At 63.8% G+C, this 22,107-nt stretch carries 24 protein-coding genes, 1 pseudogene and 1 riboswitch; of the genes and pseudogenes, 18 read left to right on the top strand and 7 right to left on the bottom strand.

Going from position 1 to position 22,107, the window contains the following annotated elements:
- Positions 1-4 precede the first annotated feature (4 nt).
- Positions 5-757 (top strand): crotonase/enoyl-CoA hydratase family protein, encoded by a 753-nt coding sequence (locus EOA49_RS09925; RefSeq protein ID WP_127241113.1) that lies wholly within the window; start codon positions 5-7, stop codon positions 755-757.
- A gap of 20 nt (positions 758-777) precedes the next feature.
- Here the strand turns inward: EOA49_RS09925 and pdxH are convergent, their stop codons facing one another.
- Positions 778-1,395 (bottom strand): pyridoxamine 5'-phosphate oxidase, encoded by a 618-nt coding sequence (gene pdxH, locus EOA49_RS09920; RefSeq protein ID WP_127241114.1) that lies wholly within the window; start codon positions 1,393-1,395, stop codon positions 778-780.
- Between the two features lie 40 nt (positions 1,396-1,435).
- Here pdxH and EOA49_RS09915 point away from each other — a divergent pair, with 40 nt between their 5' ends.
- From EOA49_RS09915 to EOA49_RS09900, 4 genes are all read left to right on the top strand, one after another.
- Entirely contained in the window at positions 1,436-1,900 is a 465-nt protein-coding gene (locus tag EOA49_RS09915) for an RT0821/Lpp0805 family surface protein (RefSeq protein ID WP_067327836.1), read from the top strand.
- A 99-nt stretch (positions 1,901-1,999) separates the two neighbouring features.
- Positions 2,000-2,926: a DnaJ C-terminal domain-containing protein gene (locus EOA49_RS09910; RefSeq protein WP_066998086.1), complete on the top strand. Its 927-nt coding sequence runs from the start codon at positions 2,000-2,002 to the stop codon at positions 2,924-2,926.
- 107 nt (positions 2,927-3,033) lie between these two features.
- Complete coding sequence (gene fabI, locus EOA49_RS09905) at positions 3,034-3,852, top strand: enoyl-ACP reductase FabI (protein ID WP_067327837.1); 819 nt, start codon at positions 3,034-3,036, stop codon at positions 3,850-3,852.
- A 52-nt stretch (positions 3,853-3,904) separates the two neighbouring features.
- Positions 3,905-4,492, top strand: coding sequence for a histidine phosphatase family protein (locus EOA49_RS09900; RefSeq protein WP_127241115.1), 588 nt, complete (start codon positions 3,905-3,907; stop codon positions 4,490-4,492).
- A 192-nt stretch (positions 4,493-4,684) separates the two neighbouring features.
- On the opposite strand, the gene EOA49_RS09895 is transcribed toward EOA49_RS09900, so the two are convergent.
- A complete protein-coding gene (locus tag EOA49_RS09895) occupies positions 4,685-4,942 on the bottom strand; it encodes a DUF1344 domain-containing protein (protein WP_095813682.1) in 258 nt (85 codons plus the stop codon).
- A 211-nt stretch (positions 4,943-5,153) separates the two neighbouring features.
- On the opposite strand from EOA49_RS09895, the gene aroC reads away from it, so the two are divergent.
- The 3 genes from aroC to EOA49_RS09880 all read left to right on the top strand — a co-directional run bounded on the left by aroC (position 5,154) and on the right by EOA49_RS09880 (position 8,034).
- Positions 5,154-6,263 carry a chorismate synthase gene (gene aroC, locus EOA49_RS09890; protein ID WP_127241116.1) on the top strand — a complete coding sequence of 370 codons (1,110 nt, stop codon included), beginning with the start codon at positions 5,154-5,156 and terminating at the stop codon, positions 6,261-6,263.
- Positions 6,264-6,364: 101 nt separating this feature from the next.
- A complete protein-coding gene (gene ribB / locus EOA49_RS09885; RefSeq protein WP_067327840.1) occupies positions 6,365-7,465 on the top strand; it encodes a 3,4-dihydroxy-2-butanone-4-phosphate synthase in 1,101 nt (366 codons plus the stop codon).
- Between the two features lie 32 nt (positions 7,466-7,497).
- Entirely contained in the window at positions 7,498-8,034 is a 537-nt protein-coding gene (locus EOA49_RS09880; RefSeq protein WP_127241117.1) for a GNAT family N-acetyltransferase, read from the top strand.
- Between the two features lie 25 nt (positions 8,035-8,059).
- Here the strand turns inward: EOA49_RS09880 and EOA49_RS09875 are convergent, their stop codons facing one another.
- The gene (locus EOA49_RS09875) at positions 8,060-9,283 is read right to left on the bottom strand and encodes an MFS transporter (RefSeq protein ID WP_127243133.1); all 1,224 of its coding nucleotides are present in this window, start codon (positions 9,281-9,283) and stop codon (positions 8,060-8,062) included.
- 121 nt (positions 9,284-9,404) lie between these two features.
- On the opposite strand from EOA49_RS09875, the gene EOA49_RS09870 reads away from it, so the two are divergent.
- Together EOA49_RS09870 and EOA49_RS09865 are read left to right on the top strand one after the other, a co-directional pair.
- Positions 9,405-9,995, top strand: a complete 591-nt coding sequence (locus tag EOA49_RS09870; RefSeq protein WP_066998060.1) for a TetR/AcrR family transcriptional regulator — start codon at positions 9,405-9,407, stop codon at positions 9,993-9,995.
- Between the two features lie 144 nt (positions 9,996-10,139).
- Entirely contained in the window at positions 10,140-11,120 is a 981-nt protein-coding gene (locus EOA49_RS09865; protein ID WP_127241296.1) for a hypothetical protein, read from the top strand.
- A 241-nt stretch (positions 11,121-11,361) separates the two neighbouring features.
- Here EOA49_RS09865 and EOA49_RS09860 read toward each other — a convergent pair whose 3' ends face one another.
- The 3 genes from EOA49_RS09860 to bluB form a co-directional block, all read right to left on the bottom strand.
- Complete coding sequence (locus EOA49_RS09860; RefSeq protein WP_127241297.1) at positions 11,362-12,216, bottom strand: D-amino-acid transaminase; 855 nt, start codon at positions 12,214-12,216, stop codon at positions 11,362-11,364.
- Between the two features lie 240 nt (positions 12,217-12,456).
- Positions 12,457-13,590: an aminotransferase class V-fold PLP-dependent enzyme gene (locus EOA49_RS09855; RefSeq protein WP_245460589.1), complete on the bottom strand. Its 1,134-nt coding sequence runs from the start codon at positions 13,588-13,590 to the stop codon at positions 12,457-12,459.
- 348 nt (positions 13,591-13,938) lie between these two features.
- Positions 13,939-14,670 carry a 5,6-dimethylbenzimidazole synthase gene (gene bluB / locus EOA49_RS09850; RefSeq protein ID WP_127241298.1) on the bottom strand — a complete coding sequence of 244 codons (732 nt, stop codon included), beginning with the start codon at positions 14,668-14,670 and terminating at the stop codon, positions 13,939-13,941.
- 42 nt (positions 14,671-14,712) lie between these two features.
- A riboswitch (cobalamin riboswitch) is annotated at positions 14,713-14,891 on the bottom strand.
- Positions 14,892-15,005: 114 nt separating this feature from the next.
- Here bluB and EOA49_RS09845 point away from each other — a divergent pair.
- The 6 genes from EOA49_RS09845 to EOA49_RS09820 all read left to right on the top strand — a co-directional run bounded on the left by EOA49_RS09845 (position 15,006) and on the right by EOA49_RS09820 (position 20,055).
- A complete protein-coding gene (locus EOA49_RS09845) occupies positions 15,006-15,932 on the top strand; it encodes a histone deacetylase family protein (RefSeq protein WP_127241299.1) in 927 nt (308 codons plus the stop codon).
- Between the two features lie 3 nt (positions 15,933-15,935).
- Positions 15,936-16,187: an exodeoxyribonuclease VII small subunit gene (locus EOA49_RS09840; RefSeq protein ID WP_095778033.1), complete on the top strand. Its 252-nt coding sequence runs from the start codon at positions 15,936-15,938 to the stop codon at positions 16,185-16,187.
- A 191-nt stretch (positions 16,188-16,378) separates the two neighbouring features.
- Positions 16,379-16,645 carry a DUF2277 domain-containing protein gene (locus tag EOA49_RS09835; RefSeq protein WP_066998050.1) on the top strand — a complete coding sequence of 89 codons (267 nt, stop codon included), beginning with the start codon at positions 16,379-16,381 and terminating at the stop codon, positions 16,643-16,645.
- 8 nt (positions 16,646-16,653) lie between these two features.
- Positions 16,654-17,574, top strand: coding sequence for a pirin family protein (locus EOA49_RS09830; RefSeq protein WP_127241300.1), 921 nt, complete (start codon positions 16,654-16,656; stop codon positions 17,572-17,574).
- A 132-nt stretch (positions 17,575-17,706) separates the two neighbouring features.
- Positions 17,707-19,620 carry a 1-deoxy-D-xylulose-5-phosphate synthase gene (dxs, locus tag EOA49_RS09825; RefSeq protein WP_127243132.1) on the top strand — a complete coding sequence of 638 codons (1,914 nt, stop codon included), beginning with the start codon at positions 17,707-17,709 and terminating at the stop codon, positions 19,618-19,620.
- Between the two features lie 150 nt (positions 19,621-19,770).
- Complete coding sequence (locus EOA49_RS09820; RefSeq protein WP_067327851.1) at positions 19,771-20,055, top strand: hypothetical protein; 285 nt, start codon at positions 19,771-19,773, stop codon at positions 20,053-20,055.
- Here the strand turns inward: EOA49_RS09820 and EOA49_RS09815 are convergent.
- On the bottom strand, positions 20,052-20,453 hold the full coding sequence (locus tag EOA49_RS09815) for a GFA family protein (RefSeq protein WP_095823806.1): 402 nt from the start codon (positions 20,451-20,453) through the stop codon (positions 20,052-20,054). The two genes, EOA49_RS09820 and EOA49_RS09815, sit on opposite strands and share 4 nt — an antisense overlap.
- Before the next feature lie 114 nt (positions 20,454-20,567).
- Here EOA49_RS09815 and EOA49_RS09810 point away from each other — a divergent pair, with 114 nt between their 5' ends.
- Together EOA49_RS09810 and EOA49_RS09805 are read left to right on the top strand one after the other, a co-directional pair.
- A complete protein-coding gene (locus tag EOA49_RS09810; RefSeq protein WP_127242257.1) occupies positions 20,568-21,341 on the top strand; it encodes a TlyA family RNA methyltransferase in 774 nt (257 codons plus the stop codon).
- A pseudogene (locus EOA49_RS09805) lies at positions 21,338-22,048 on the top strand (RNA methyltransferase); the annotation flags it as partial. The gene EOA49_RS09810 and the pseudogene EOA49_RS09805, both read left to right, overlap by 4 nt.
- Between the last annotated feature and the right edge of the window lie 59 nt (positions 22,049-22,107).

Genomic DNA, 22,107 nt, shown 5'->3' with positions numbered 1-22,107 from the left:
GACCGTGACCGACCATATCCTCATCGAGCGCTGGGGCGCCGTGCAGATCATCCGTATGAATCGGCCGGACAAGAAGAACGCGCTGACGCGTGCCATGTATGCGAAAATGTCGGCCGCCCTTTCTGAAGGGGATGCCGACCCGACCGTTCGCGTCCATGTCTTTCTCGGGGTGCCCGGTGCCTTTTCTTCCGGCAACGACCTTGCGGACTTCCTGGTGATCGCCACCGGCGGCGAGGGGGGGAATGAGGTGTGGGATTTCCTGATGGCGCTGGCCAAGGCGGAGAAGCCGATGGTCTCGGGTGTCGATGGCATAGCGGTGGGCATCGGCACCACGCTCAATCTGCATTGCGACCTGACCTTCGCCACGCCGCGAACGCTCTTCCGCACGCCCTTCGTCGACCTCGGCCTCGTGCCGGAGGCCGGCTCGAGCCTGCTCGCGCCGCAGGTCCTCGGCCGCCAGGGCGCCTTCGCGCTGCTCGGTCTCGGCGAAGGTTTTTCGGCTGAGCGCGCCAAGGCCGCCGGCCTGATCTACGATGTGGTCGCGGAAGACGAGCTGGAAGGCGCGGTGCTGGCTGCGGCGGCCGAGATCGCCGCCAAGCCGCCGCAGGCGCTTAAGATTGCCCGCGATCTGATGCGTGAGCCGCGCAAGGAAATCGTCGCCCGCATCAAGGTCGAGAGCGAGCATTTCCGCGAGCGGCTGAAGTCCGACGAGGCGCGCGCGGCGTTGACCGCCTTCATGACCCGCAAGAAAGGCTGAACTCTTCGCTCTCGGCGATCTCAGGGGTAGAGCCGCGTCTTGTCCCAGCCGCCGGCGTCGTTTCTCGAGAACACGATGCGGTCATGCAGCCGGAACGGGCGGTCGTGCCAGAACTCGATCGTCTGCGGCAGGATGCGGAAGCCCGACCAGTGTTTCGGCCGGGGGATTTCGCCGATCGCATAGCGCGCCGTGTATTCGGCCACCGCCTTCTCCAGCGCGAAACGGCTTTCCAGCGGCCGCGACTGTTTGGAGGCCCAGGCGCCGATGCGGCTGCCGCGCGGCCGCGTCGCATAATAGGCGTCAGCCTCGGCGTCGCTGACGATCTCCACCGGCCCGCGCACGCGCACCTGGCGGCGCAGCGATTTCCAGTGGAAGCACATCGCCGCCTTCATGCTGCCAAGAATCTCGCGGCCCTTGGTGCTCTCGAAATTCGTGTAGAAGACAAATCCCCTTTCGTCGAACCCCTTGAGCAGCACCATCCGCACATCCGGCATGCCGTCGGCGTCGACGGTTGCCAACGCAACGCCGTTGGGGTCGTTGATCTCGCTCTTGACGGCGTCGTCCAGCCACTCGGCAAACAGCCGGAACGGCTCCAAAGCCTCGGCGAAGTCACCGCTTGTTAACTCGCTTTCGTTCATAGTTTTCCAAATTTTTAACGTTGCGGGAGGAGTTCGCCGATTGTCGCGTATCGCGCAAGCTTTTGACAGCGGGCAATGGAGCGTTATTGCTTCGGCCAGCGCCAAGGCTGCGTTGCTGACATTGGCGCTTCCGCTCGCGGCCTGTGGCGCCGGCGGCTTCAGCCTCGAGAAGGCGGAGGTTGACCGCTCGATCATCACCTCCAGCGCGCCGTCTGCGCCCGCCGTGCCGGCAAGCAGCGACAACGACTCGGACCAGACCACGATCGGCAATGCGGTGTCTTCCGCCGACATCCAGGAGCTCGGCGGCCAGGCGGTGCCATGGGCCAATGCCGGCACCGGCTCCCGCGGCTCGATCACCGAGCTGGTGGAACTCAAGGATGGCGGCTTGACCTGCCGCCGCTTCAACGCGACGCGGGAAAGTTTCGACGGCGTCGCCATGTATCAGGGCGAGCTGTGCATTGCCGACGCCGGAGGCTGGCGCATGCAGGAGTTCAAGGCGCTCTAATTTCAGTCTCCATTGGCATCTTGCACCACTGGAATTTCTTCCTATGCGAGCGCATATAGAGGGCAACTGTGGACCCAATCTCTCTTTCAGGCAGGAAGCATGCGCGACCCCTATGAGGTGCTGGGCGTTGCCAAGAACGCCTCGGCCAAGGAAATAAAATCGGCGTACCGCAAGCTCGCCAAGCAGCATCATCCGGACCAGAATCCGAATGATCCGAAGGCGAAAGAGCGTTTTGCGGCCGCCAACCAGGCCTATGAGATCGTCGGCGACGAGAAGCGCCGCGCAGCTTACGATCGCGGCGAGATCGACGCCGACGGCAAGCCGAGATTCCAGGGCTTCGAGGGCGCGGCCGGTGGCGATCCGTTTGCCGGATTCCGCCGTCAGCAGGGCCCCGGCGGGGCGCATTTCGAATTCCGCACCGGTCGTCCGGGCGGCGATCCTTTCGACGGCAACAGCGACATCTTCAGCCAGATCTTCGGCGAGGCCTTTTCGGGTGGGCGCGGTCCAGGCCGTGGCGACCGTCGCCAGCCGGTCCAGGCGCCTGACCTCAATGTCACGCTGGACATCACCGTCGAAGAGGCGGCCACCGCGGAGAAGGTGACGGCGATGTTCCCTGACGGCCGCAAGATGGCGGTCAAGCTTCCCACCTATGTCGAGGAGGGCCAGACCATCCGCCTGAAGGGTCAGGGCGAGCAGGGGCCCGGCCAGCCGGGCGACGCGCTGGTCAAGATCCACATTCGCCGCCATCCGCGCTATCGCATCGAGGGCCGCGACCTGCATGTCGACCTGCCTATCGAACTCGCCGACGCGGTGCTCGGCGCCAAGGTGGCCGTCGAGACGCCGACCGGCAAGCTCGCGGTCAACGTTCCCGCATGGTCGAGCTCGGACAAGGTGTTGCGCCTGAAGGGCAGGGGCCTGCCGGAAAAAGTAGGTGGCCATGGCGATCTCTACGCCCATGTGCGGCTGATGCTGCCGGAGGGTGGAGACGCCGATCTCGAAGCCCTGATGCGTAAGCGGAAAGGCTGATCGAAGCAGTTTTCTCCTCAAGCCAGTCTGTTTTCGACGCTTGAAGGGGCCCTGTGCCTGTGCGATAGGGCTCCACAAAGCAGACATTCTTGCGGAGAATTGCGCACATGGCGGGTGGACAGGGCCTGATGGCCGGTAAGCGAGGCCTCATCCTTGGCGTCGCAAACAATCGGTCGATCGCTTTCGGCATCGCCAAGGCTTGCGTCGATCACGGCGCCGAAATCGCGCTGACCTATCAGGGCGAGGCGTTCAAGAAGCGCGTCGAGCCGCTGGCGGCGGAACTCAACGCGCATGTCGCCGGCCATTGCGACGTGACCGATCCGGAAAGCCTGGACGCAGTCTTTGCCGACATCGCCAAGCACTGGGGCAAGCTCGACTTCCTCGTCCATGCCATCGCCTTCTCGGACAAGGACGAGCTGACCGGCCGTTATGTCGAGACGACGCGCGATAATTTCCTGCGCACCATGGATATTTCGGTGTTTTCCTTCACCACCATCGCCAAGCGCGCCGAGCCGCTGATGAGCGAAGGCGGCTCGCTGCTGACGCTGACCTATTACGGCGCCGAGAAGGTTATGCCTCACTACAACGTCATGGGCGTCGCCAAGGCGGCGCTCGAGGCCAGCGTGCGCTATCTGGCCGTCGACCTCGGCTCCAAGAAGATCCGCGTCAACGCCATCTCGGCCGGCCCGATCAAGACCCTTGCCGCCTCCGGCATCGGCGACTTCCGCTACATCCTCAAATGGAACGAGTACAACGCGCCGCTTAAGCAGACGGTGACGCAGGAAGAAGTCGGCGATTCCGGCGTCTACTTCCTGTCGGACCTGTCGCGCGGCGTGACCGGCGAGGTCCATCACGTCGATTCCGGCTACCATGTGGTCGGCATGAAGGCGGTCGACGCGCCCGACATCTCGACCGTCAAGGACTAGTTCTCTCCGCCTGTCTATTCGTCCAGGCCCTGGCCCGACCTCCGGAGACCTGATGTATCCGCTCGTCTACATCGCCCGCCACGGCCAGACGCAGTGGAACGCCGAGGGTCGGCTGCAGGGGCAGGCAGACACCGATATCAACGAACTTGGCCGCGAGCAGGCGACGCAAAACGGCCGACGGTTGGTGGACCTTATCGGAAACGCCGCGGATTTCGATTTTGTCGCCAGCCCGATGCGCCGCACGCGTGAGACGATGGAACTGATGCGCGCGGCGATGGGTCTCGACCCGCTCGCCTATCGCACCGATCCGCGCTTGGTGGAGCTAAGCTTCGGCGACTGGCAGGGTTTCACCTTTGCCGAACTCGAAAAGCGTGTCCCGGGTTCGACCAAAAGCCGCCGCGCCGCGAAGTGGGATTTCCAGCCGCCCGGCGAGGGCGCCGAAAGCTACGAGATGCTGCTCGAGCGGATAAAACCCTGGTTCGACGCGCTTCGCCAGCCGACCGTCTGCGTCACCCATGGCGGGGTCATGCGCTGCTTCTTCCGCTTCGTCACCGGCATTTCCAAGCAGGAAGCCGCCAGCCTCGACATGCCGCAGGACCGCCTGCTACGGCTCGAGGGGCGCAGCCTGGAGTGGCTGTAGGGCCTGCATTTTAGGCCGTGTGTTGGAGGTCGGCCGAAGGCCTCGAACGTCGCCGTCCTGGAATCTGCGTTGCGTCGCTGCGCCCCTTGCTTCGCTCCAGGATGACGAAGCGTTCGGCGCTCCGGACAATTGCCAAGGTGTCCTCTACCAACGCACTGCGCCGTCCGCCAAGACCTCGCAGCGCGGATGATTCTAGTCGCTGTCCGGCAGCTGCATATCGGTCACGACATTCTCGCCATTGGTCACGTCGTAGGCGATGACGATATCCATGCCGGGCTTCAGCGCGTCGAGATCGGTTTCGGCGTTGAGCTTGTAGGACTTTCCGTCGTCCAGCGTCAGCGTCAGCGTGTCCTTGTCGACCTTCTTGATCAAGCCTTCGGTCTGGCCGGCGAACGCGGCGGCGGTGGAAATGAGCAACATGGCGCAGGCGGCGCCAATCAGGGTACGCATCGTCGTCCTCTTTGGTCATTGCGCCGGCATGAGCAACGGCGGATCCTCAACGGCGGATGGAAGAGAGCAGAAACCAACCGAATGTGTCAAAACTAAATCCTCCAGATCACAGATTGATGCATCCGATCACCGTTTGACCGCTGTGGAAAACGCCAATAGAAGGCATGCTTGAACCGGCGAACCGGGTCCGCGCCGGGCAGGGCGTTTTTCCATGTCTCACAACACCTTCGGCCATCTTTTCCGCGTCACCACCTGGGGTGAAAGCCATGGCGCCGCGCTTGGCTGCGTTGTCGACGGCTGCCCGCCCGGGATCCGCTTCAAGCGCGAGGACATCCAGGCCGAGCTCGACCGGCGCCGCCCGGGCCAGTCGCGCTTCGTCACCCAGCGCCGCGAGCCGGACGAGGTCAAGATCCTCTCCGGCTTCATCCTCGACGAGGACGGCGAGACGATGATCACCACCGGCACGCCGATCTCGATGCTGATCGAGAATGTGGATCAGCGCTCCAAGGATTACGGCGAGATCGCCCGCCAGTACCGGCCGGGCCATGCCGATTACACCTATGAGGTCAAATACGGGTTGCGCGACCATCGCGGCGGCGGCCGCTCCTCGGCGCGCGAGACGGCAGCCAGAGTGGCGGCCGGCGCGCTGGCACGCAAGGTGGTGCCGGGCATGGTGGTGCGCGGCGCCCTGGTCTCGATGGGTGAAAAGTCGATCGATCGCGCCAATTGGAACTGGAATTTCATCGGCGATGCGGAAAACCCGTTTTTCACCCCCGACCCGGCCTCGGTTCCGGTCTTTGCCGCCTATCTCGACGGCATTCGCAAGGCCGGCTCGTCGGTCGGCGCGGTGATCGAGATCGTCGCCGAAGGTGTGCCGGCGGGCCTCGGCGCGCCGATCTATGCCAAGCTCGACCAGGACATCGCCTCCGGCCTGATGTCGATCAACGCCGTCAAGGGCGTCGAGATCGGCAACGGCTTCGAAGCCGCCCGCATCACCGGCGAACAGAATGCCGACGAGATGCGGATCGGCAATGACGGCAAGCCGGTGTTTTTGTCCAACAATGCCGGCGGCATCCTCGGCGGCATCTCGACCGGCCAGGCGATCGTCGCACGCTTCGCCGTCAAGCCGACCTCCTCGATCCTGACGCCTCGGAAATCGATCGACAAGGACGGCAAGGACGTCGAGGTCATGACCAAGGGCCGCCACGATCCCTGCGTCGGCATCCGCGCCGTGCCGATCGGCGAGGCCATGGTTGCCTGCGCGATTGCGGATCATTATCTGCGCCATAGAGGACAGACGGGAAGGGGAGGAGGGCAGTAAGGCAGCAGGAGAGTATGTTACGTCGCATTCGGCGACGCCAAACTTTTTCCGTTCCCCTACTCCCTTACCGCCCTATTCCCCAAGCGAGCTAGCGAGCGTCCATGCCATACGACCAGAAGAAGATCGTCGAAGCGATCCGCGCTTTCGAGCGCGGCGAGATCGTCGTCGTCATGGACGATGATGGGCGCGAGAACGAGGGCGACCTGATCGTTGCCGCCGTCCACTGCACGCCGGAAAAGATGGCCTTCATCGTCCGCAACACCTCCGGCATCGTCTGCACGCCGATGCTGCGCGAGGACGCAAGGAGGCTAAACCTTGCGCCCATGGTGGCCGACAATGATTCCGCCCACACCACGGCTTTCACCGTCAGCGTCGACTTCAAGCACGGCACCACGACGGGTATTTCGGCGGACGACCGCACGCTCACCGTGCGTAACCTCGCCAATGGCAATGTTGGTGCCTCCGACTTCGTGCGGCCCGGCCACATCTTCCCGCTGATCGCGCGCGAAGGCGGTGTCTTGATGCGCTCGGGCCATACGGAAGCCGCGGTCGACCTGTGCAAACTCGCCGGGCTGCCGCCGATCGGCGTCATCTCCGAACTGGTCAACGACGACGGCACCGTCAAGCGTGGACCTGAGGTGCAGGCTTTCGCCGCGCAGCACGGGCTGAAGCAGGTTTCGGTCGCCGATCTCATCGCCTATCGCCAGCGCAAGGAAACGCTGGTCGAGCGCGTCGCCTGCTCCGACATCGAGACGCCCGGCGGCAAGGCGCAGGTCTTCACCTACACGCTGCCCTGGGATTCCATGCACCATGTCGCGGTCGTCTTCGGCGACATCCGCGACGGCGAGGAGGTGCCGGTGCGGCTGCATTCGGAAGACGTCGTCACCGACGTCTTCGGCACCAGCCACCGCTTGGACCACATCATGAAGGCGATGGGCGAGCGCAAGCGTGGCGTCATCGTCTACCTGCGCGAAGGCTCGGTCGGCGTCGCCCATCAGGAGCGCAAGCGGCCACAAAGCGGCGACCGCGAGGATCACGAAGAGGCGCGCCGGCGCGAGAACGAGTGGCGCGAGATCGGGCTCGGAGCGCAGATCCTCAAGGATCTCGGCATCTCCTCGATCAACCTGATCGCCTCGCGCGAGCGCCACTATGTCGGGCTCGAAGGATTCGGCATTCACATCGCCAAGACGGAAATTCTCTGACGTTTCGGCCGACAGGGCGACGGAGAAAAACGATGGCCGCGCCATTGCCTGTCAGCCAGCGGACCGAACGACTGCTGCTGCGCCGGCCCAAACAGGCGGATCTGGAGTTTCTGGCCGATCTTTTCTCGCGCCCCGAACTGGTGGCGCATCGCCCCGACCCGACGCCGGACACGCCGCAGCAGAGTGCCGCGAGGCTCGCTCGCGACATCGATCATTGGGACAGGCGCGGATTTGGTCGCTGGGCGGTCGAAGCCAATGAGAAACTGATCGGCTTCGGCGGCGTCACCTTATCGAGCGATTTCGATGGGCTGAACCTGTCCTATCATCTTCACCCCGAGACCTGGGGGCATGGCTACGCGACGGAACTGGTCCGGGGGAGCTTGCACGCGGCTTTCGGCCCCTTGCGCGCCGGTCGGGTGATCGCACTGGCGCGTCCCGCCAATCCGGCATCGCGGCGCGTGCTGGAGAAATGCGGCTTCGTGTTCGAGCGGGAGATCATGCTCCATGGCGCGCCGACGGGGCTTTACGCATTCCCGTCGGCGAAGTTCGTTCGACAGCAGGACGTATAGCCAGCCAGAGCCGGATGCATCGGTATCATCCAGCCGGAACAATCGCCGCTTCGCATTCATTCGGGTCGCAGTCCGGCGTCGCCAGCCGACACTGGCCGGCGAGCACGGTGACCAAGGCGACTGAGCCTGCCGCCACCGACACCCAGAACCCGTTCTGCGGTCCAAAAGTGTCGACCATCCAGCCGGCGGCGAAGGAGCCCAGCGCTATGCCGATACCGATCCCGGTGGTCACCCAGGTCACGCCTTCCGTGAGCATTGCCGGCGGCACGTGGCGTTCGATCAGGCCAAAGGCGGTGATGAAGGTCGGCGAGATGGCAACGCCGCTGACGAAGACGGCTAGCGCCAGGGTCGGCACCGTGTCGGCAAAAAGCAGCGGCAGCGTGGTGAGCGCGATGACGGCGACAGCTATCGCGAGTTGCCGTTGCAGCGGCGTGCGCAAACTGAGCGCGCCGACGATGATGCCGAGCACGAAGGATCCCAGTGCATAGACGCCGATGACGAGGCTGGCTGCTTCGGGCTGGCCCAGCTCTTCAGTAATGGCAACGGTGGTGACTTCCGTGGTTGCGAAGGTCGCGCCGACAAAGATCAGCGCGAAGGTGATGATCTGCACCGGCCGCAGGCGGATCGCCGAACCGGCCGCGCCATCCTCGGCCGGGCGAATGGGCGGTTCCGTCGAACGCTGCAGCAGGAATGCCGCCGAGCCGAAGGCGAGCAGCAAGGTGCTCACCACCATCCCGGCTTCCGGGAACAGCGCGGCGCTCAAGCCCACCGACAGCGATGCCCCAGCGACATAGACCAGCTCGTCCGCGGCCGATTCGAAGGCGAAGGCCGTATTGAGCTCGGGGCGGTTGCGAAAAATCTCGGTCCAGCGCGCCCTGACCAGCGCCGGGATGCTGGGCATTAAGGCGGCAAGCAGCGACGATAGGAACAAGGTCCACACCGGCCAGTGCTGGTTGGCCGCGACGATCAAGGTCGCGAAGGCAAGCGCCGAGACAAGTGTCGTCGGCACGGCAATCCGGCTCTGGCCGAGGCGGTCGACCAGCCGCGAGACCTGCGGCGACAGGAAGGCGCTGACCAAAGCGTATGTGGCCGAGACGGCGCCGGCCAGCCAGTACTCGCCATGCGTTTGTGACAGCATCGCCACAATGCCGATCGGCGCCATGGCGATCGGCAGCCGGGCGATGAAGGCTGCCGCGGCGAAGCTCTTCGTGCCAGGAGCCCGAAAGATTTCCGAATATGGGTTTCGCATGGTCCCGTTCCTCGACAAGGGAAGGCGCCGCAATTACATACGCAGCGTATGAATGTCAGATAGTTCATACGTCGCGTATGTCAATTAGCATACGACGCGTATGTGAATAAGACCAGGAGCCATGCACAAACCCCGCAAGGAGATGATCGCCGAGACGCGCGCCAAGCTGATCGCGGCCGCGCGCCATGCCTTCGGCACGATCGGCTATGCCGAGGCCTCGATGGACGATTTCACCGCTTCGGCGGGTCTGACGCGCGGCGCGCTCTATCATCATTTCGGCGACAAGAAGGGGCTGCTGCAGGCGGTGATCGCCGAGATCGACGCCGAGATGGCGGCGCGGGTGAACGAGGTGGCCTCGCGGGCGCCTACTCGCTGGCAGCATTTCGTCGACGAATGCACCACCTATATCGAGATGGCGCTTGAGCCGGAAATCCAGCGCATCATGTTCAGGGACGGCCCGGCCGTGCTCGGCGATCCGGCTCAGTGGCCCAACGCCAGCGCCTGCACGGCTTCAATGACCGATCACCTGTCAAAGCTGCAGGAGGAGGGCGTCGTCGTTCCCGATCTCGACCCCGAGACCGCAGCGCGGCTCATCAACGGCGCCAGTAGCCAGGCCTCGCAGCGCATCGCCAATGCCAAGGATCCGGAAGCGACGTCGAAGAAGGTTGTGGCGGCGTTCAAGCAGCTGCTGGAAGGCCTGAAAACCAAATAGCATCCGGTCGCGGCGTTCCGGGCAATCACTCGGGTCCGCGCTGCCTCAGACAATTGTCCCCCGCTCAAAATCCCTCCGACATTGACTTTGGCAGGAGCGAGCGCATCCTCTCCCGCCAATTCTCTGAGGCGGAGGGTCGGGGCCATGTGGGACTTCAGCATCGGCCGGTCGGTGTCCATCATGATGCGGACGTGGCCGTTCATCGTCTTTCGCATCATCGTCTATTTCGGCATCACGGTGGCCTACATAACAGCGACCGGTACCGGCGCCAGCGTCGGTTACGGCGTCGGCCACATCTCGACCGATCCGGACGGGCCGATGTCCTTTGCCTTGTGGGGTGGGATCGTCGGCTTCGGCGTGGTCTCGATCGCCGTCTACTGGATCCGCGAATACATTCTCTATGTGCTCAAGGCCGGCCATATCGCCGTCATGGTCCATCTGATCGACGGGCAGGACGTTCCCGACGGCCAGGGCCAGATCGCCTATGCGCGCGAAGTGGTGACGAAGCGCTTCGCCGAGGCCAAAATCCTTTTCGTCGTCGACCAGCTGGTGAAAGGCGCCATCCGCGCCATCACCGGGCTGATCGGCGGCATTGCTGCATTCCTACCCATTCCAGGCTTGAGCGGTCTGGTGAGCTTCATCAACACCGTGATCCGCCTGTCGCTGACCTATGTCGACGAGATCATCCTCGGCTACAACATCCGCACCAATTCCAACTCGCCTTTCGAGACCGCCAGGCAAGGCGTCGTGCTCTATGCGCAGAACGGCAAGTTGATGGTCAAGAACGCCGTCTGGCTGGCGGTGATCATGTGGGGTGTTTCCTTCGTCATCTTCCTTTTGATGCTGGCGCCCGCCGCCGCGATCCTCTGGGCCATGCCGGGCCAGCTTGCCGGCTGGGCCTTCGTGTTGGCCATCGTCTTCGCCTGGGCCTTCAAGGCGGCTTTCATCGAGCCCTTCGCCATCGCTTCGCTGATGCAGGTCTACTTCGCCACCATCGAGGGCCAGGTCCCCAATCCGGAATGGGACCGGCGCCTGGCCGAAGCCTCGTCCAAGTTCAGGGAATTGCGCGACAAGGCGCTCAGCCCCTTCGGCGGCTCGCGCTGGGATTCGCCAAGGACCGCTTGACTAGAGTCAGAGGAGATGCCCCGCCAATGGAAGGATCGCCGCCAGCATCTGGCGCGAACGCCAGCCTAGCAGCGGCCTTGTCAAGCTACTTGGGCGCCGCGAGTGCTCGGGCGAGCTATTCACGTGCAGGGCTGGCGTCAGGAGTGCTTGAGTTAGCGCGGTCCATATGCGCCCCAGTAACGCCACCGGCAGGTATCGTATCGATGTTTGACGCCGCAGAGAACACCGTCGACGATCAACGCTAGATCGCCGATGCTCGGCTTCTATCGAGATAAATTTGTCGCAACCGCCGGGTGACTACGCCCGGCAGCCCGTTGCCGATCGGCGCACCATCCATCCTGACCACCGGGTTCACCAGCCCGGATGATGACGTTGAAAACGCCTCCGTCGCAAGTCTGGCCTCTACTACCGTGAATGGGCGCTCCTCCACCCGCAGATGAAGTTCACTTGCGCACTGCAGAACGACTGCCCGGGTAATCCCGTGCAGGATATCGCTCGAGAGATCCCGCGTGACGATCGTCCCATCCGAAGTCACGATATGGGCGTTGTTGGAAGAGCCTTCCGTGACGTAACCATCCCTCACTAGCCATGCGTCATCGGCGCCGCGTGATTTCGCCTGCATTTTGGCCATGGAGGGATACAGGAGTTGCACCGTTTTGATGTCGCAGCGCCGCCACCGGAGATCTTCCACGGTTATGACGTGCTGGCCGCGCATGGCGACCGGATTTTCGACAAGTGCCTTCTCTTGTGTGAAGAGCACCACGGTGTTCGGCGTATCCCGAGTAGGAAATATGAAATCGCGGTCGGCCGCGCCCCGGGTGATCTGCAAATAGACAAGTCCCTCGGATACATTGTTCCGTCCAATGAGCTCCCTGTGGATCTTCAAAAGATCTGCTTCGGTCAGGGAGAACGGCATATCGAGCTCACGGAGCGATCGCCGCAGGCGCGCCATGTGACTGGCAAAATCGACGAGCTTGCCATCAAGAACGAGCGTGACCTCATAGACTCCGTCGGCGAACAGGAAGCCCCGATCGAAGACCGAGATACGGGCCTCGCTTTCCGGTAGATAGGATCCACTCACATAGACTTGGCGCATTGATAGACCTCAAAAATGCAGACCACGCTCACGGCCTTGAGCGAAACTATTGAACTCTTGTCAGGGTGCAGGCCTAGGCAGCTTCAAGCGCAAATAGCGGCGCTGCCATCCTGCACCCCTCGACTGCGAAAACGCTATTCGCCAGACAGCAGGCGGCTAAGGTCAGGCACAGCCCCGAGAAATTCGTCGGTTCACTCCACAGCGCTTCGCAGCGCGGCGACAAAGGCATCAAGATCGCGCTTAAGCATGTAAATGTGTGGCGAAACCCGCAAACCCTCGACGTGCTCGACCTTGCGGTATTTCACGTGGACCTGGTGTTTCTCGCGAAGGTCGCGCTCGAGTTGCTGCATGTCGATGCTGTCGATCGAAAACAGACTTATCGCAGCGAGGCTGTCCCGTGTCGGTCGGCGTATGGAGCCTGAAACCGGGAATGTCCTGGACGAGACCTACCCAATATCGGGTGAGTTCGCGCAGTCGCGCATGCATCCGTTCCGCGCCGATCGCCTTGTGGAATTGAATTGCGGGCGCGATTCCTGCCTGGACAGCGGAATTGTAGGTGCCGAGATTCCAATGGTCGAATCTGTCTATGTGCACCGCGGGCTGGTCGAAAGGTGCAAGCAATGGCCAGGTGGTATCGATCCGGCGTTCGCTGACGACCAGCATCCCGTTGCCGATAGGAGCACCGAGCCACTTGTGCAGGCTGGTGACAAAAAAATCGCAATCGAGTTCGCGGAAGCTGACCGGCATCTGAGCAAAAGTCTGGGCACCGTCGACGACAGTCATGATGTCGCGCTCCCGCGCGATCTCGCAGAGCCGGTTCACCGGCAGGACACGCCCGTTCCAGTGGTACATGTGAGTCAGCTGCAGGACGCGGGTACGCGGGGTCATCGCCTGAACATAGGATTCGATGATGTCGTCGTCGCTGTCCATGAGGTCGAAGGTGCAGTTTACAACCTCGATGCCCTCGCGCTGTTGCCGCTGCAGCCAGCCCGCACGAACGCTGGGGTAGTCCCAAGGCGAGATCAGCACTTGATCGCCCTTAGTCAGCGGTATTCCGAAGATCGCTGTCGAAAGACCCTCCGACGAATTCCGGTTCAGCGCGATCTCTCCGGGGCTGCAATCGATCAGTTCCGCCAGCTCGCGTTTGATATGAGGAAGTGCTGTGTCGAGCTTGCTCCACATATTGTAGTCGGGATTGCGACTGATGAAGCGGTAGGCGTCAACCGTCGCTTCCTCGACAACAGTCGGTGGGGGACTGACCGCGGCGTTGTTCAAGTTGAGGAATGGTTCTTGCGGCGGGTATTTTGCGCGGATGCGCTCCCATTCCGCTTCGCCCTCATGTTCGGCGGACCGATCTATTGCAAAAAAGTTCATGGGAACGCGCCGGGTCTCATCTATCGCCCGACAATAAGCGCCGAAGCCCAGCTCAATCTGCCTATTCACATGAGAAGACAGAATTTAATTCCGAACGCCGGTGAATTCACCAGACGTTGAAGCCCGAGAACGACATCGCTTGGCACAGGGTTAGCAGTGAGGAAGCGAGTGCGGAGATCCGGCCCAACCACGCCAAGAAGAACCGTCACGTTGTCAAGCGATGCGCGAGCAATCCCCGGTTTTCTGAGAGCGGGCAACGACGGTCAGGCCTGCCAATGCGCCATTGCGCAAACGCGAAGCGCGATGGCGCGTTGCGGTTGGTGCGGGTCTATGGAACGCCGAGCGGTTCTAAGGCTTCAATCGTTCTCCGAGACGAGCGATCGCCGATTTGAGCGGCGCCTCGCCGGCGCCGCAAAAGGTCTCGCTCATCACCAGCTCGGGCAGCGGCAGGCGCTTGCCCCAGCCATGCGCTTCGAGGTCGGGCCTTGGCGCGAATTCCGAGACACGGCCGACGCAGAGATAGGCGATCGGCGTGACGTGCTCGGGGATCGACAGCAGTCGCTTCAGCGCTTCGGGCTCGATGATGCTCACCCAGCCGACCCCGACGCCTTCCGCCCGCGCCGCGAGCCAGAAATTCTGCACCGCGCAGACGGTGCTGTAGAGGTCCATCTCCGGATTGTGCCAGCGCCCGAGCGGCGAGTTATTCGAGCGCTGGCGGTCGCAGGTGATGCACAGGTTGAGCGGGCTTTCGCAGATGCCCTCGAGCTTCAGCTTGCGGTAGAGCGCCCGCCGCTCCACCTCGATCGCCGGCAGTTCCTGTTCGCGCGCGGCGAGGAAAAGGTCGCGCACCTGCCGCCGCCTTGTGGCGTCCCGGATGATGATGAAGTTCCAGGGCTGCATGTAGCCGACCGACGGCGCGTGGTGTGCCGCGGTGAGCAGCCGCGCCAAAACGCTGTCGTCGAGATCGTCGGCAAGGAAATGGCTGCGCACGTCGCGCCGGGTGAACATGGCCCGGTAGACAGCGTCGCGCGCCAATTGGTCAAAGTCATCGCCGCCGGCGGCGGCTGTTCGTGCCTGCATCGCTTGTCCCCTTGCGATAAGCAGTCCTCCGCCTGACCATGCGGATGACCATGTCTGCCGGGCCGGTCTTCTGGCTCGGGATCGACCCGCATCCGGCGCCTTCCCGTCTGGGACAGTGGCGTTTGCCGGCGCGGTCCCCCTCACAGCGTTGGGCACGCCACGGATTTCAACCGTGTTCCCGATTCTCCCGCGTTGCGGGCACCAGGCAGCGACGCGACCTTATCGCGAAGCCGAAGCCGGGCCAATGCCGCCAGCGACACGATTGGGCGCGATTTCCCCAATCATTCGGCGCTGAAACATGGCTATCCGTGCGACAGGTGCCTAGATTAGGCGCCATGACCACTCGTCTCTACACTCATCCGGTATTCCTGGAACACCTCACGCCGCCCGGCCACCCCGAGCGGCCCGACCGTTTGCGCGCCATCGAGCGCGTGCTCGACGATGAGGCTTTTTCGGCCCTCGACCGCGTCGAGGCGCCGGAAGGCGACGAGGCGACGATCCTTTACGCGCATCCGGAGGATTTCGTCGGCCGTGTCCGCGCTGCGATTCCCGAGTCGGGAATCGTCTCGATCGATGCCGACACCAGCGCCAGCCCGAAAAGCTGGCAGGCGGCGGTGACGGCGATCGGCGCGGCCAACGCCGCAGTCGACGATGTGTTCGAGGGCCGCGCCGCCAATGTCTTCGTTGCCGCGCGTCCGCCCGGCCATCACGCCGAAAAAGCGACCGCGATGGGCTTTTGCCTGTTCAACACCGCGGCGATCGCCGCCCGTTATGCGCAGGAGAAGCATCTGGCCGAGCGCGTCGCCATCGTCGATTGGGATGTGCATCACGGCAACGGCACGCAGGACATTTTCTGGGACGATCCGTCGGTGCTCTATTGCTCGACCCACCAGATGCCGCTCTATCCGGGCACCGGTGCCAAGAGCGAGACCGGCGCCGGCAACATCGTCAACGCGCCGCTTGCGCCGAGCACCGGCAGCGACACGTTCCGCGACGCCTTCCTGTCGCGCGTGCTGCCGTCGATCGACGCCTTCCAGCCGGATCTGATCATCATTTCCGCCGGTTTCGATGCGCACCATCGCGATCCGCTGGCCGCGATCAACCTGACCGAGGATGATTTCGACTGGGCGACCGGCCAGCTGATGGAGCGCGCCGGGCGCCACAGCGGCAACCGGCTCGTCAGCCTGCTGGAGGGCGGTTACGATCTGCAAGGATTGGCATTTTCGGTCGCCGCCCATGTCGGGCGGCTGATGAAGGGATGAATGATGGCTGATGAAGCTAACCAAGACGTCAAGGCGATGAGCTTCGAACAGGCGCTCGACGCGCTGGAGAAGATCGTCGATGATCTGGAGCGCGGCGACGTTCCGCTCGACCAGTCGATCAAGATCTACGAGCGCGGCGAGGCGCTGAAGGCTCATTGCGACCGCTTGCTCAAGGCCGCCGAGGACAAGGTCGAGAAGATCAGGCTCTCGCGCGACGGCAAGCCGGTTGGAACGGAGCCGCTCGACGCCGAGTGAGGTGTATTGATATTCAGGTGAGGCCGCCTGCAAACGCGGCTTTCTGCGGTTCCGGTGCTCACGTCCTTCAAGTACGCTCCGGTCCGGTTCTCGGAACCCGCCATTTTCGGCTCGGTCTGACCTGAATCTCAACACACCTCGGTGCACAATGTCAGACCGGTTCGGGCAGAAAGCAGGTAAGGAGTTAAAGCATGTGCCGAAACATCAAGACCCTGTTCAACTTCGATCCGCCGGCGACCGACGACGAGGTCCATGACGCGGCGCTGCAGTTCGTTCGCAAGCTGAGCGGCGCGACCAAGCCGTCCAAGCGCAACGAGCATGCCTTCAACCACGCCGTCGAGGCGATCGCCGCCGCCGCGCGCGAGCTGCTTGACAGCCTCGAAACCACCCAGCATCCGCGCAACCGCGAGGAAGAGGCCGCCAAGGCGAAGGCCCGATCCGCGCTCCGCTTCGCCTGACGCCGGTCATGAGCTTCTTTCCGGGCAACGATCCTGAGGCCGGCGACGACTTCGCCTGCGACCAGATCGAGTTGATGGTCATTCCGAACGCCAAGGACATTGGCGGCTTCGAGGTTCGCCGCGCCTTGCCGACGGCGAAGCGCAGGCTGGTCGGTCCGTTCATCTTCTTCGACCGCATGGGTCCGGCCATCCTGCGCGCCGGCCATGCGATCGACGTGCGCCCGCATCCGCATATCGGGCTTTCCACCGTCACTTATCTGTTCGACGGCAAGATCAGGCATCGCGACTCGCTCGGCACCGAAATGGTGATCGCGCCGGGCGACGTGAATTTGATGACCGCCGGCCGCGGCATCGTTCATTCCGAGCGCACGCCCGAGGAATTGCGCGGCGCGCCGATGTCGATTTCCGGCCTGCAAACCTGGCTGGCGCTGCCGGACAGCAAGGAAGAAATCGCCCCGGTGTTCGCGAACACGTCGGTCGTCCAACTGCCCGAAATCGATGCCGAGGGCGTTAGCGGCCGCGTCGTCATCGGCGAATTTTCCGGGCTGCGCTCGCCCGTCGCGACCGCCTCGGAAACGCTCTATGCCGATCTGCGGCTGGCGGCGGGCGCCAGCGTCAAAATCCCCGGCGACGCCGAGGAACGCGCCATCTACACGCTGGAGGGCGAGGTTTCGATTGCCGGCGACCGTTTCCCGGCCGAGCGGCTTTTGGTGTTCAAACCGGGCGAGGAAATCGTCGTGTCGTCCGAGCGCGGCGCGCATTTCATGCTGTTCGGCGGAGCGTCGCTGGGCTCCAAGCGCTATATCTGGTGGAATTTCGTTTCGTCCTCGAAAGAACGCATCGAGCAGGCCAAGGAAGAATGGAAGACGGGCCGCTTCGATATCGTTCCTGGCGATGAGGAAGAATTCATTCCGCTGCCGGAAGGTTAGCGAAGGATGGACATTCTGCGCCAGGCGCGTCACTGACACGCATTTACATTGGCGCGCCGTCAGCCTATCTCGCGCATAGCAAAGCGCATATTTGAAGGTTAACCCAAGGTTAAGTTGACAGGCCGTCCCAGAGTGAACCCGAAGCCTGACACGCCGCTCCTCGACAAAGTCCGCATCCCCGCGGATTTGCGGACGCTTGATGAAAGCGAGCTGCCGCAGCTGGCGACCGAACTGCGCGCGGAGCTGATCGATGCGGTGTCGCACACCGGCGGCCATCTTGGCGCCGGTCTCGGCGTCGTCGAGCTTACGGTTGCGCTGCACTATGTCTTCAACACGCCGGAAGACCGGCTGATCTGGGACGTTGGCCACCAGGCCTACCCGCACAAGATTCTGACCGGCCGCCGCGACCGCATCCGCACGCTTCGCCAGGAAGGCGGTCTCTCCGGCTTCACCCGGCGCGCAGAGAGCGAATACGACCCCTTCGGCGCAGCGCATTCCTCGACTTCGATTTCGGCCGGCCTCGGCATGGCGATGGGCCGCGACCTTGCGGGCGGCCGCAACAATGTCATCGCCGTCATCGGCGACGGCGCCATGTCCGCCGGGATGGCCTACGAGGCGATGAACAACGCCGGCGCGCTCAATGCCCGCCTGATCGTCATCCTCAACGACAACGACATGTCGATCGCCCCGCCGACCGGCGCAATGAGCGCCTATCTGGCGAGGCTTGCCTCCGGCAAGACCTATCTCGGCCTGCGCGATTTCGGCAAGAAGCTGACCTCCTATCTCGGCAAGCGCGCCGACAGCGCCATCACCCGCGCCGTCGAGCATGCGCGCGGTTACGTCACCGGCGGCACGCTGTTCGAGGAGATGGGATTCTTCCACATCGGCCCGATCGATGGACACAATTTGGAGCACCTGATCCCGGTGCTGAAGAACGTCCGCGACAATGGCGACGGTCCCATTCTGATCCATGTCGTTACCCAGAAGGGCAAGGGCTATGCGCCGGCGGAGGCCGCCGCCGACAAGTATCACGGCGTCAACAAGTTCGACGTCATCACCGGCGCGCAGGCGAAAGCGCCGGCCAACGCGCCGAGCTACACCAAGGTCTTCGCCGAGAGCCTGATCCAGGAGGCGCGCGAGGACGAACGAATCGTGGCGATCACCGCCGCCATGCCGAGTGGCACCGGCCTCGACCTCTTCGGCGAGGTGTTCCCGGCCCGAACCTTCGATGTCGGCATTGCCGAGCAGCATGCGGTGACCTTCGCCGCTGGCCTCGCCACCGAAGGCTACAAGCCTTTCGCCGCCATCTATTCGACCTTCCTGCAGCGCGCCTACGACCAGGTGGTGCACGACGTGGCGATCCAGAAACTGCCGGTGCGCTTCCCGATCGACCGTGCCGGCTTCGTCGGCGCCGACGGCGCCACGCACTGCGGCGCCTTCGACACGACCTTCCTTGCCTCGCTGCCCGGCTTCGTCGTCATGGCCGCCGCCGATGAGGCGGAGCTTCGCCATATGGTGCGCACGGCAGCCGACTACGACGGCGGCCCGATCGCCTTCCGCTATCCGCGGGGCAACGGCGTCGGCGTCGACATGCCGGAGCGCGGCTCAGTGCTCGAGATCGGCAAAGGCCGCATTCTCAAGGAAGGCACCAAGGTGGCGCTGCTCTCGTTCGGCACGCGGCTGCAGGATTGCCTGCTGGCCGCCGAGGAGCTCGGCGCCGCAGGCCTTTCGACCACCGTTGCCGACGCTCGCTTCGCCAAGCCGCTGGACGAGGATGTCATCCGCCGCCTGGCGCGCTCGCATGAGGTTCTTGTGACGGTAGAGGAGGGCGCGGTCGGCGGCTTCGCCAGCCAGGTGCTGCATTTCCTTGCCCATGAAGGCCTGTTGGAAAACGGTCTCAAGGTGCGCCCGCTGGTCTTGCCGGACGAGTTCACCGATCACGCCAAGCCTGAGAAGATGTATGCCGACGCGGGCCTCGACACGACCGGCATCGTGCGGACGGTTTTCGCCGCACTCGGCCATGGAATGCAGGCGCAGCGCGCCTGAATCGAAACCTCAGCTCTCCGATTGAGTTTGCTGGCTGCGGCTGCAACTGTTTGTTTACGTTTTCATTTGGCCGTTCGGTTACCTTGTCTTTTGGCCGATTTTCAACGGGCGCCCTGCTAAAACCCTGGTCCTAGGCAGGGGATAAGAACAATGAATTCGTTCCTTTGCGGCATGGCCCTGCTGAGTGCCATGGCCGCGCCGGTGGCAGCCGAAACGCGTTACGACCGCAACCTCGAAAAGGCGGTGATGGACATCGTTGCCGGCAAGATGGGCAACATCCGCGGCGGCTTCTCCTACAAGCAGGCTCCCCAACTGGTGGTGCCGCAGGAAGCCGCGCCGACGGCGCCGGCTCCTGCTGAGCCGCGCGAGCAGGCCTCCCACAATGACGGCCTGATGCCGGCGGTCGAGCGCCCGGTCTCGCGGACTATTTTCTAAAACCACATATCGCGCACGCAGCGGCCGTCGCGCGGCAGGTCGTCGAACGTTTCGAGGCCGTCGAAATGCTCGATCGGCAGGTCGGCGACCGCCTCCGGCGGGGCCAGCCTGACATTGACGGCGATGCGAGTGCGGCCGCTCGAGCCGGGAAGCAACCCGCGCCAGGCGAGCACACAGGCGCATTTCGGACAGAACAGGATTTCCAGCGCGGGCTCGGCCACCTCGACCCTCCTGTAGGAGCTCGTCGGACCTGCGATGCGGATACGCTCGTCGACATAGTCATAGGCCCAGAGCGTGCCGTAGCGGCGGCAAAGGGTGCAGTTGCAGGCGGTGATCGATCCCGGATCGCCTTCCAGCGTCCAGTGCGCAGCGCCGCAATGGCAGGTTCCCTTCAGCATGGCTCTTCCTCGCCCGGGTGAGCGGACTATAGGCACCGGCATTCTGCCGTGCCCCGCGCCATATTCAACAGGGCTGCCATTGCCTTCGCCGCCGGCTTTCGCCAATGAAGGCCGATGAGTTCCTCTTTGCCCGCCAGCGCGCGTCCGCGTCTCGACGAACTGCTCGTCGCACGTGGCCTGTTCGCCAGCCGTTCCCGCGCCCGCGACGCGATCGAACGCGGCACCGTCACTGTCGACGGCGCAGTCGCCCGCAAGCCGGGCCAGCCCGTCGCGCCACACTGTGTCGTTGCTGTCGACGATCCGGCGCAGGCCTATGTGTCGCGCGCGGCGCTGAAGCTGATTGCCGGCCTCGACCATTTCGGCTTCGATCCCTCTGGGCATGAGGCGCTCGATATCGGCGCCTCGACCGGCGGCTTCACCCAGGTGCTGCTCGAGCGTGGCGCTACCCATGTCACGGCGATCGATGTCGGTCACGGCCAGATGCACCCGGAAATTGCCACCGATCGGCGGGTCACGGTCATTGAAGGGCTGAATGCGCGGGACCTGACCGCCGCCGATCTTGGCGACCGCGTTCCGGATTTCCTGGTCTGTGATGTCAGCTTCATCTCGCTGAAGCTGGCGCTGCCGCCGGCGCTGGCCTTGGCGGGCGAGGGCGCCAGGGCGCTGCTTCTCGTCAAGCCGCAATTCGAGGCGGGTCGCGAGGCGATCGGCAAGGGCGGACTGCTCAAGGACCCGAGCGGGGCCGAGCGCATCGCCGCCGGTTTGCGCGACTGGCTTGCCGGCATGCCGGGCTGGCGCGTGCTTGGGCTGCATCCATCGCCGATCGAGGGCGGCGACGGCAACCGCGAGTTCCTTCTCGCCGCGATCAAGGACGCGGCATCGCCATGAGCGCGCGCTTCACCATCACAAGGCTCGGTTCGCAGGGCGACGGCATCGCCGGTGCCGATGGCGGTGAGGTCTTCATCCCGTTCACGCTGCCTGGCGAGACGGTCACCGCCGCGCGCCAGAAGGACCGCGCGACGCTGATGTCGGTTGTTGAGACTTCACCGCTTAGGGTTGATCCGCCCTGCCGCCACTTCACCGAATGCGGCGGCTGCGCGTTGCAGCATTTCGAGGCCGACGGCTACCGGCAGTGGAAACGCGAACGCGTGGTGCAGGCGCTCAAGATCAAGGGCATCGCTGGTCAGATCGACGCGCTGGTGCCTTGCGCGCCGCACACGCGCCGCCGCGTCGTCTTCAGCGCTCGGCGCACCGAGGCCGGCATGCTGCTCGGTTTCGTGCGCGCGCTCTCCTCCGAGATCATTCCTATCGAGGAATGCCCGATCTCGCTGCCGGCAATCGTTGATGCGCTCGATCCTTTGCGAAGACTGGCAGGACTGGTCTGCGCGACGCCGAAAGCCTTCCACATGACCGTCACCGCCACGGCGTCCGGCCTCGATGTCGCCGTCCATGACGCGGGCAAGCTCGGCGAAAACCAGCGCCGCATCGCTTCCAATTTTGTGATGGCCGCGGGCTTGGCGAGGCTTTCGATCGACGGCGAGGTGATCGTGGAGCCGAAGAAGCCGGTGGTGCAGTTCGGCTCGGTCGCCGTCGCCTGAAGAAAGGCGCCGGGCGGCAGGGCGACGGAGGCCGCCGAGCAGACGATGGCCGGTCT

The organism is Mesorhizobium sp. M1A.F.Ca.IN.020.04.1.1 (assembly GCF_003997315.1).
Lineage (GTDB): Bacteria > Pseudomonadota > Alphaproteobacteria > Rhizobiales > Rhizobiaceae > Mesorhizobium.
The sequence above is the reverse complement of the archived record's forward strand: the minus strand, read 5'-3'. Positions and strand labels throughout refer to the sequence as shown.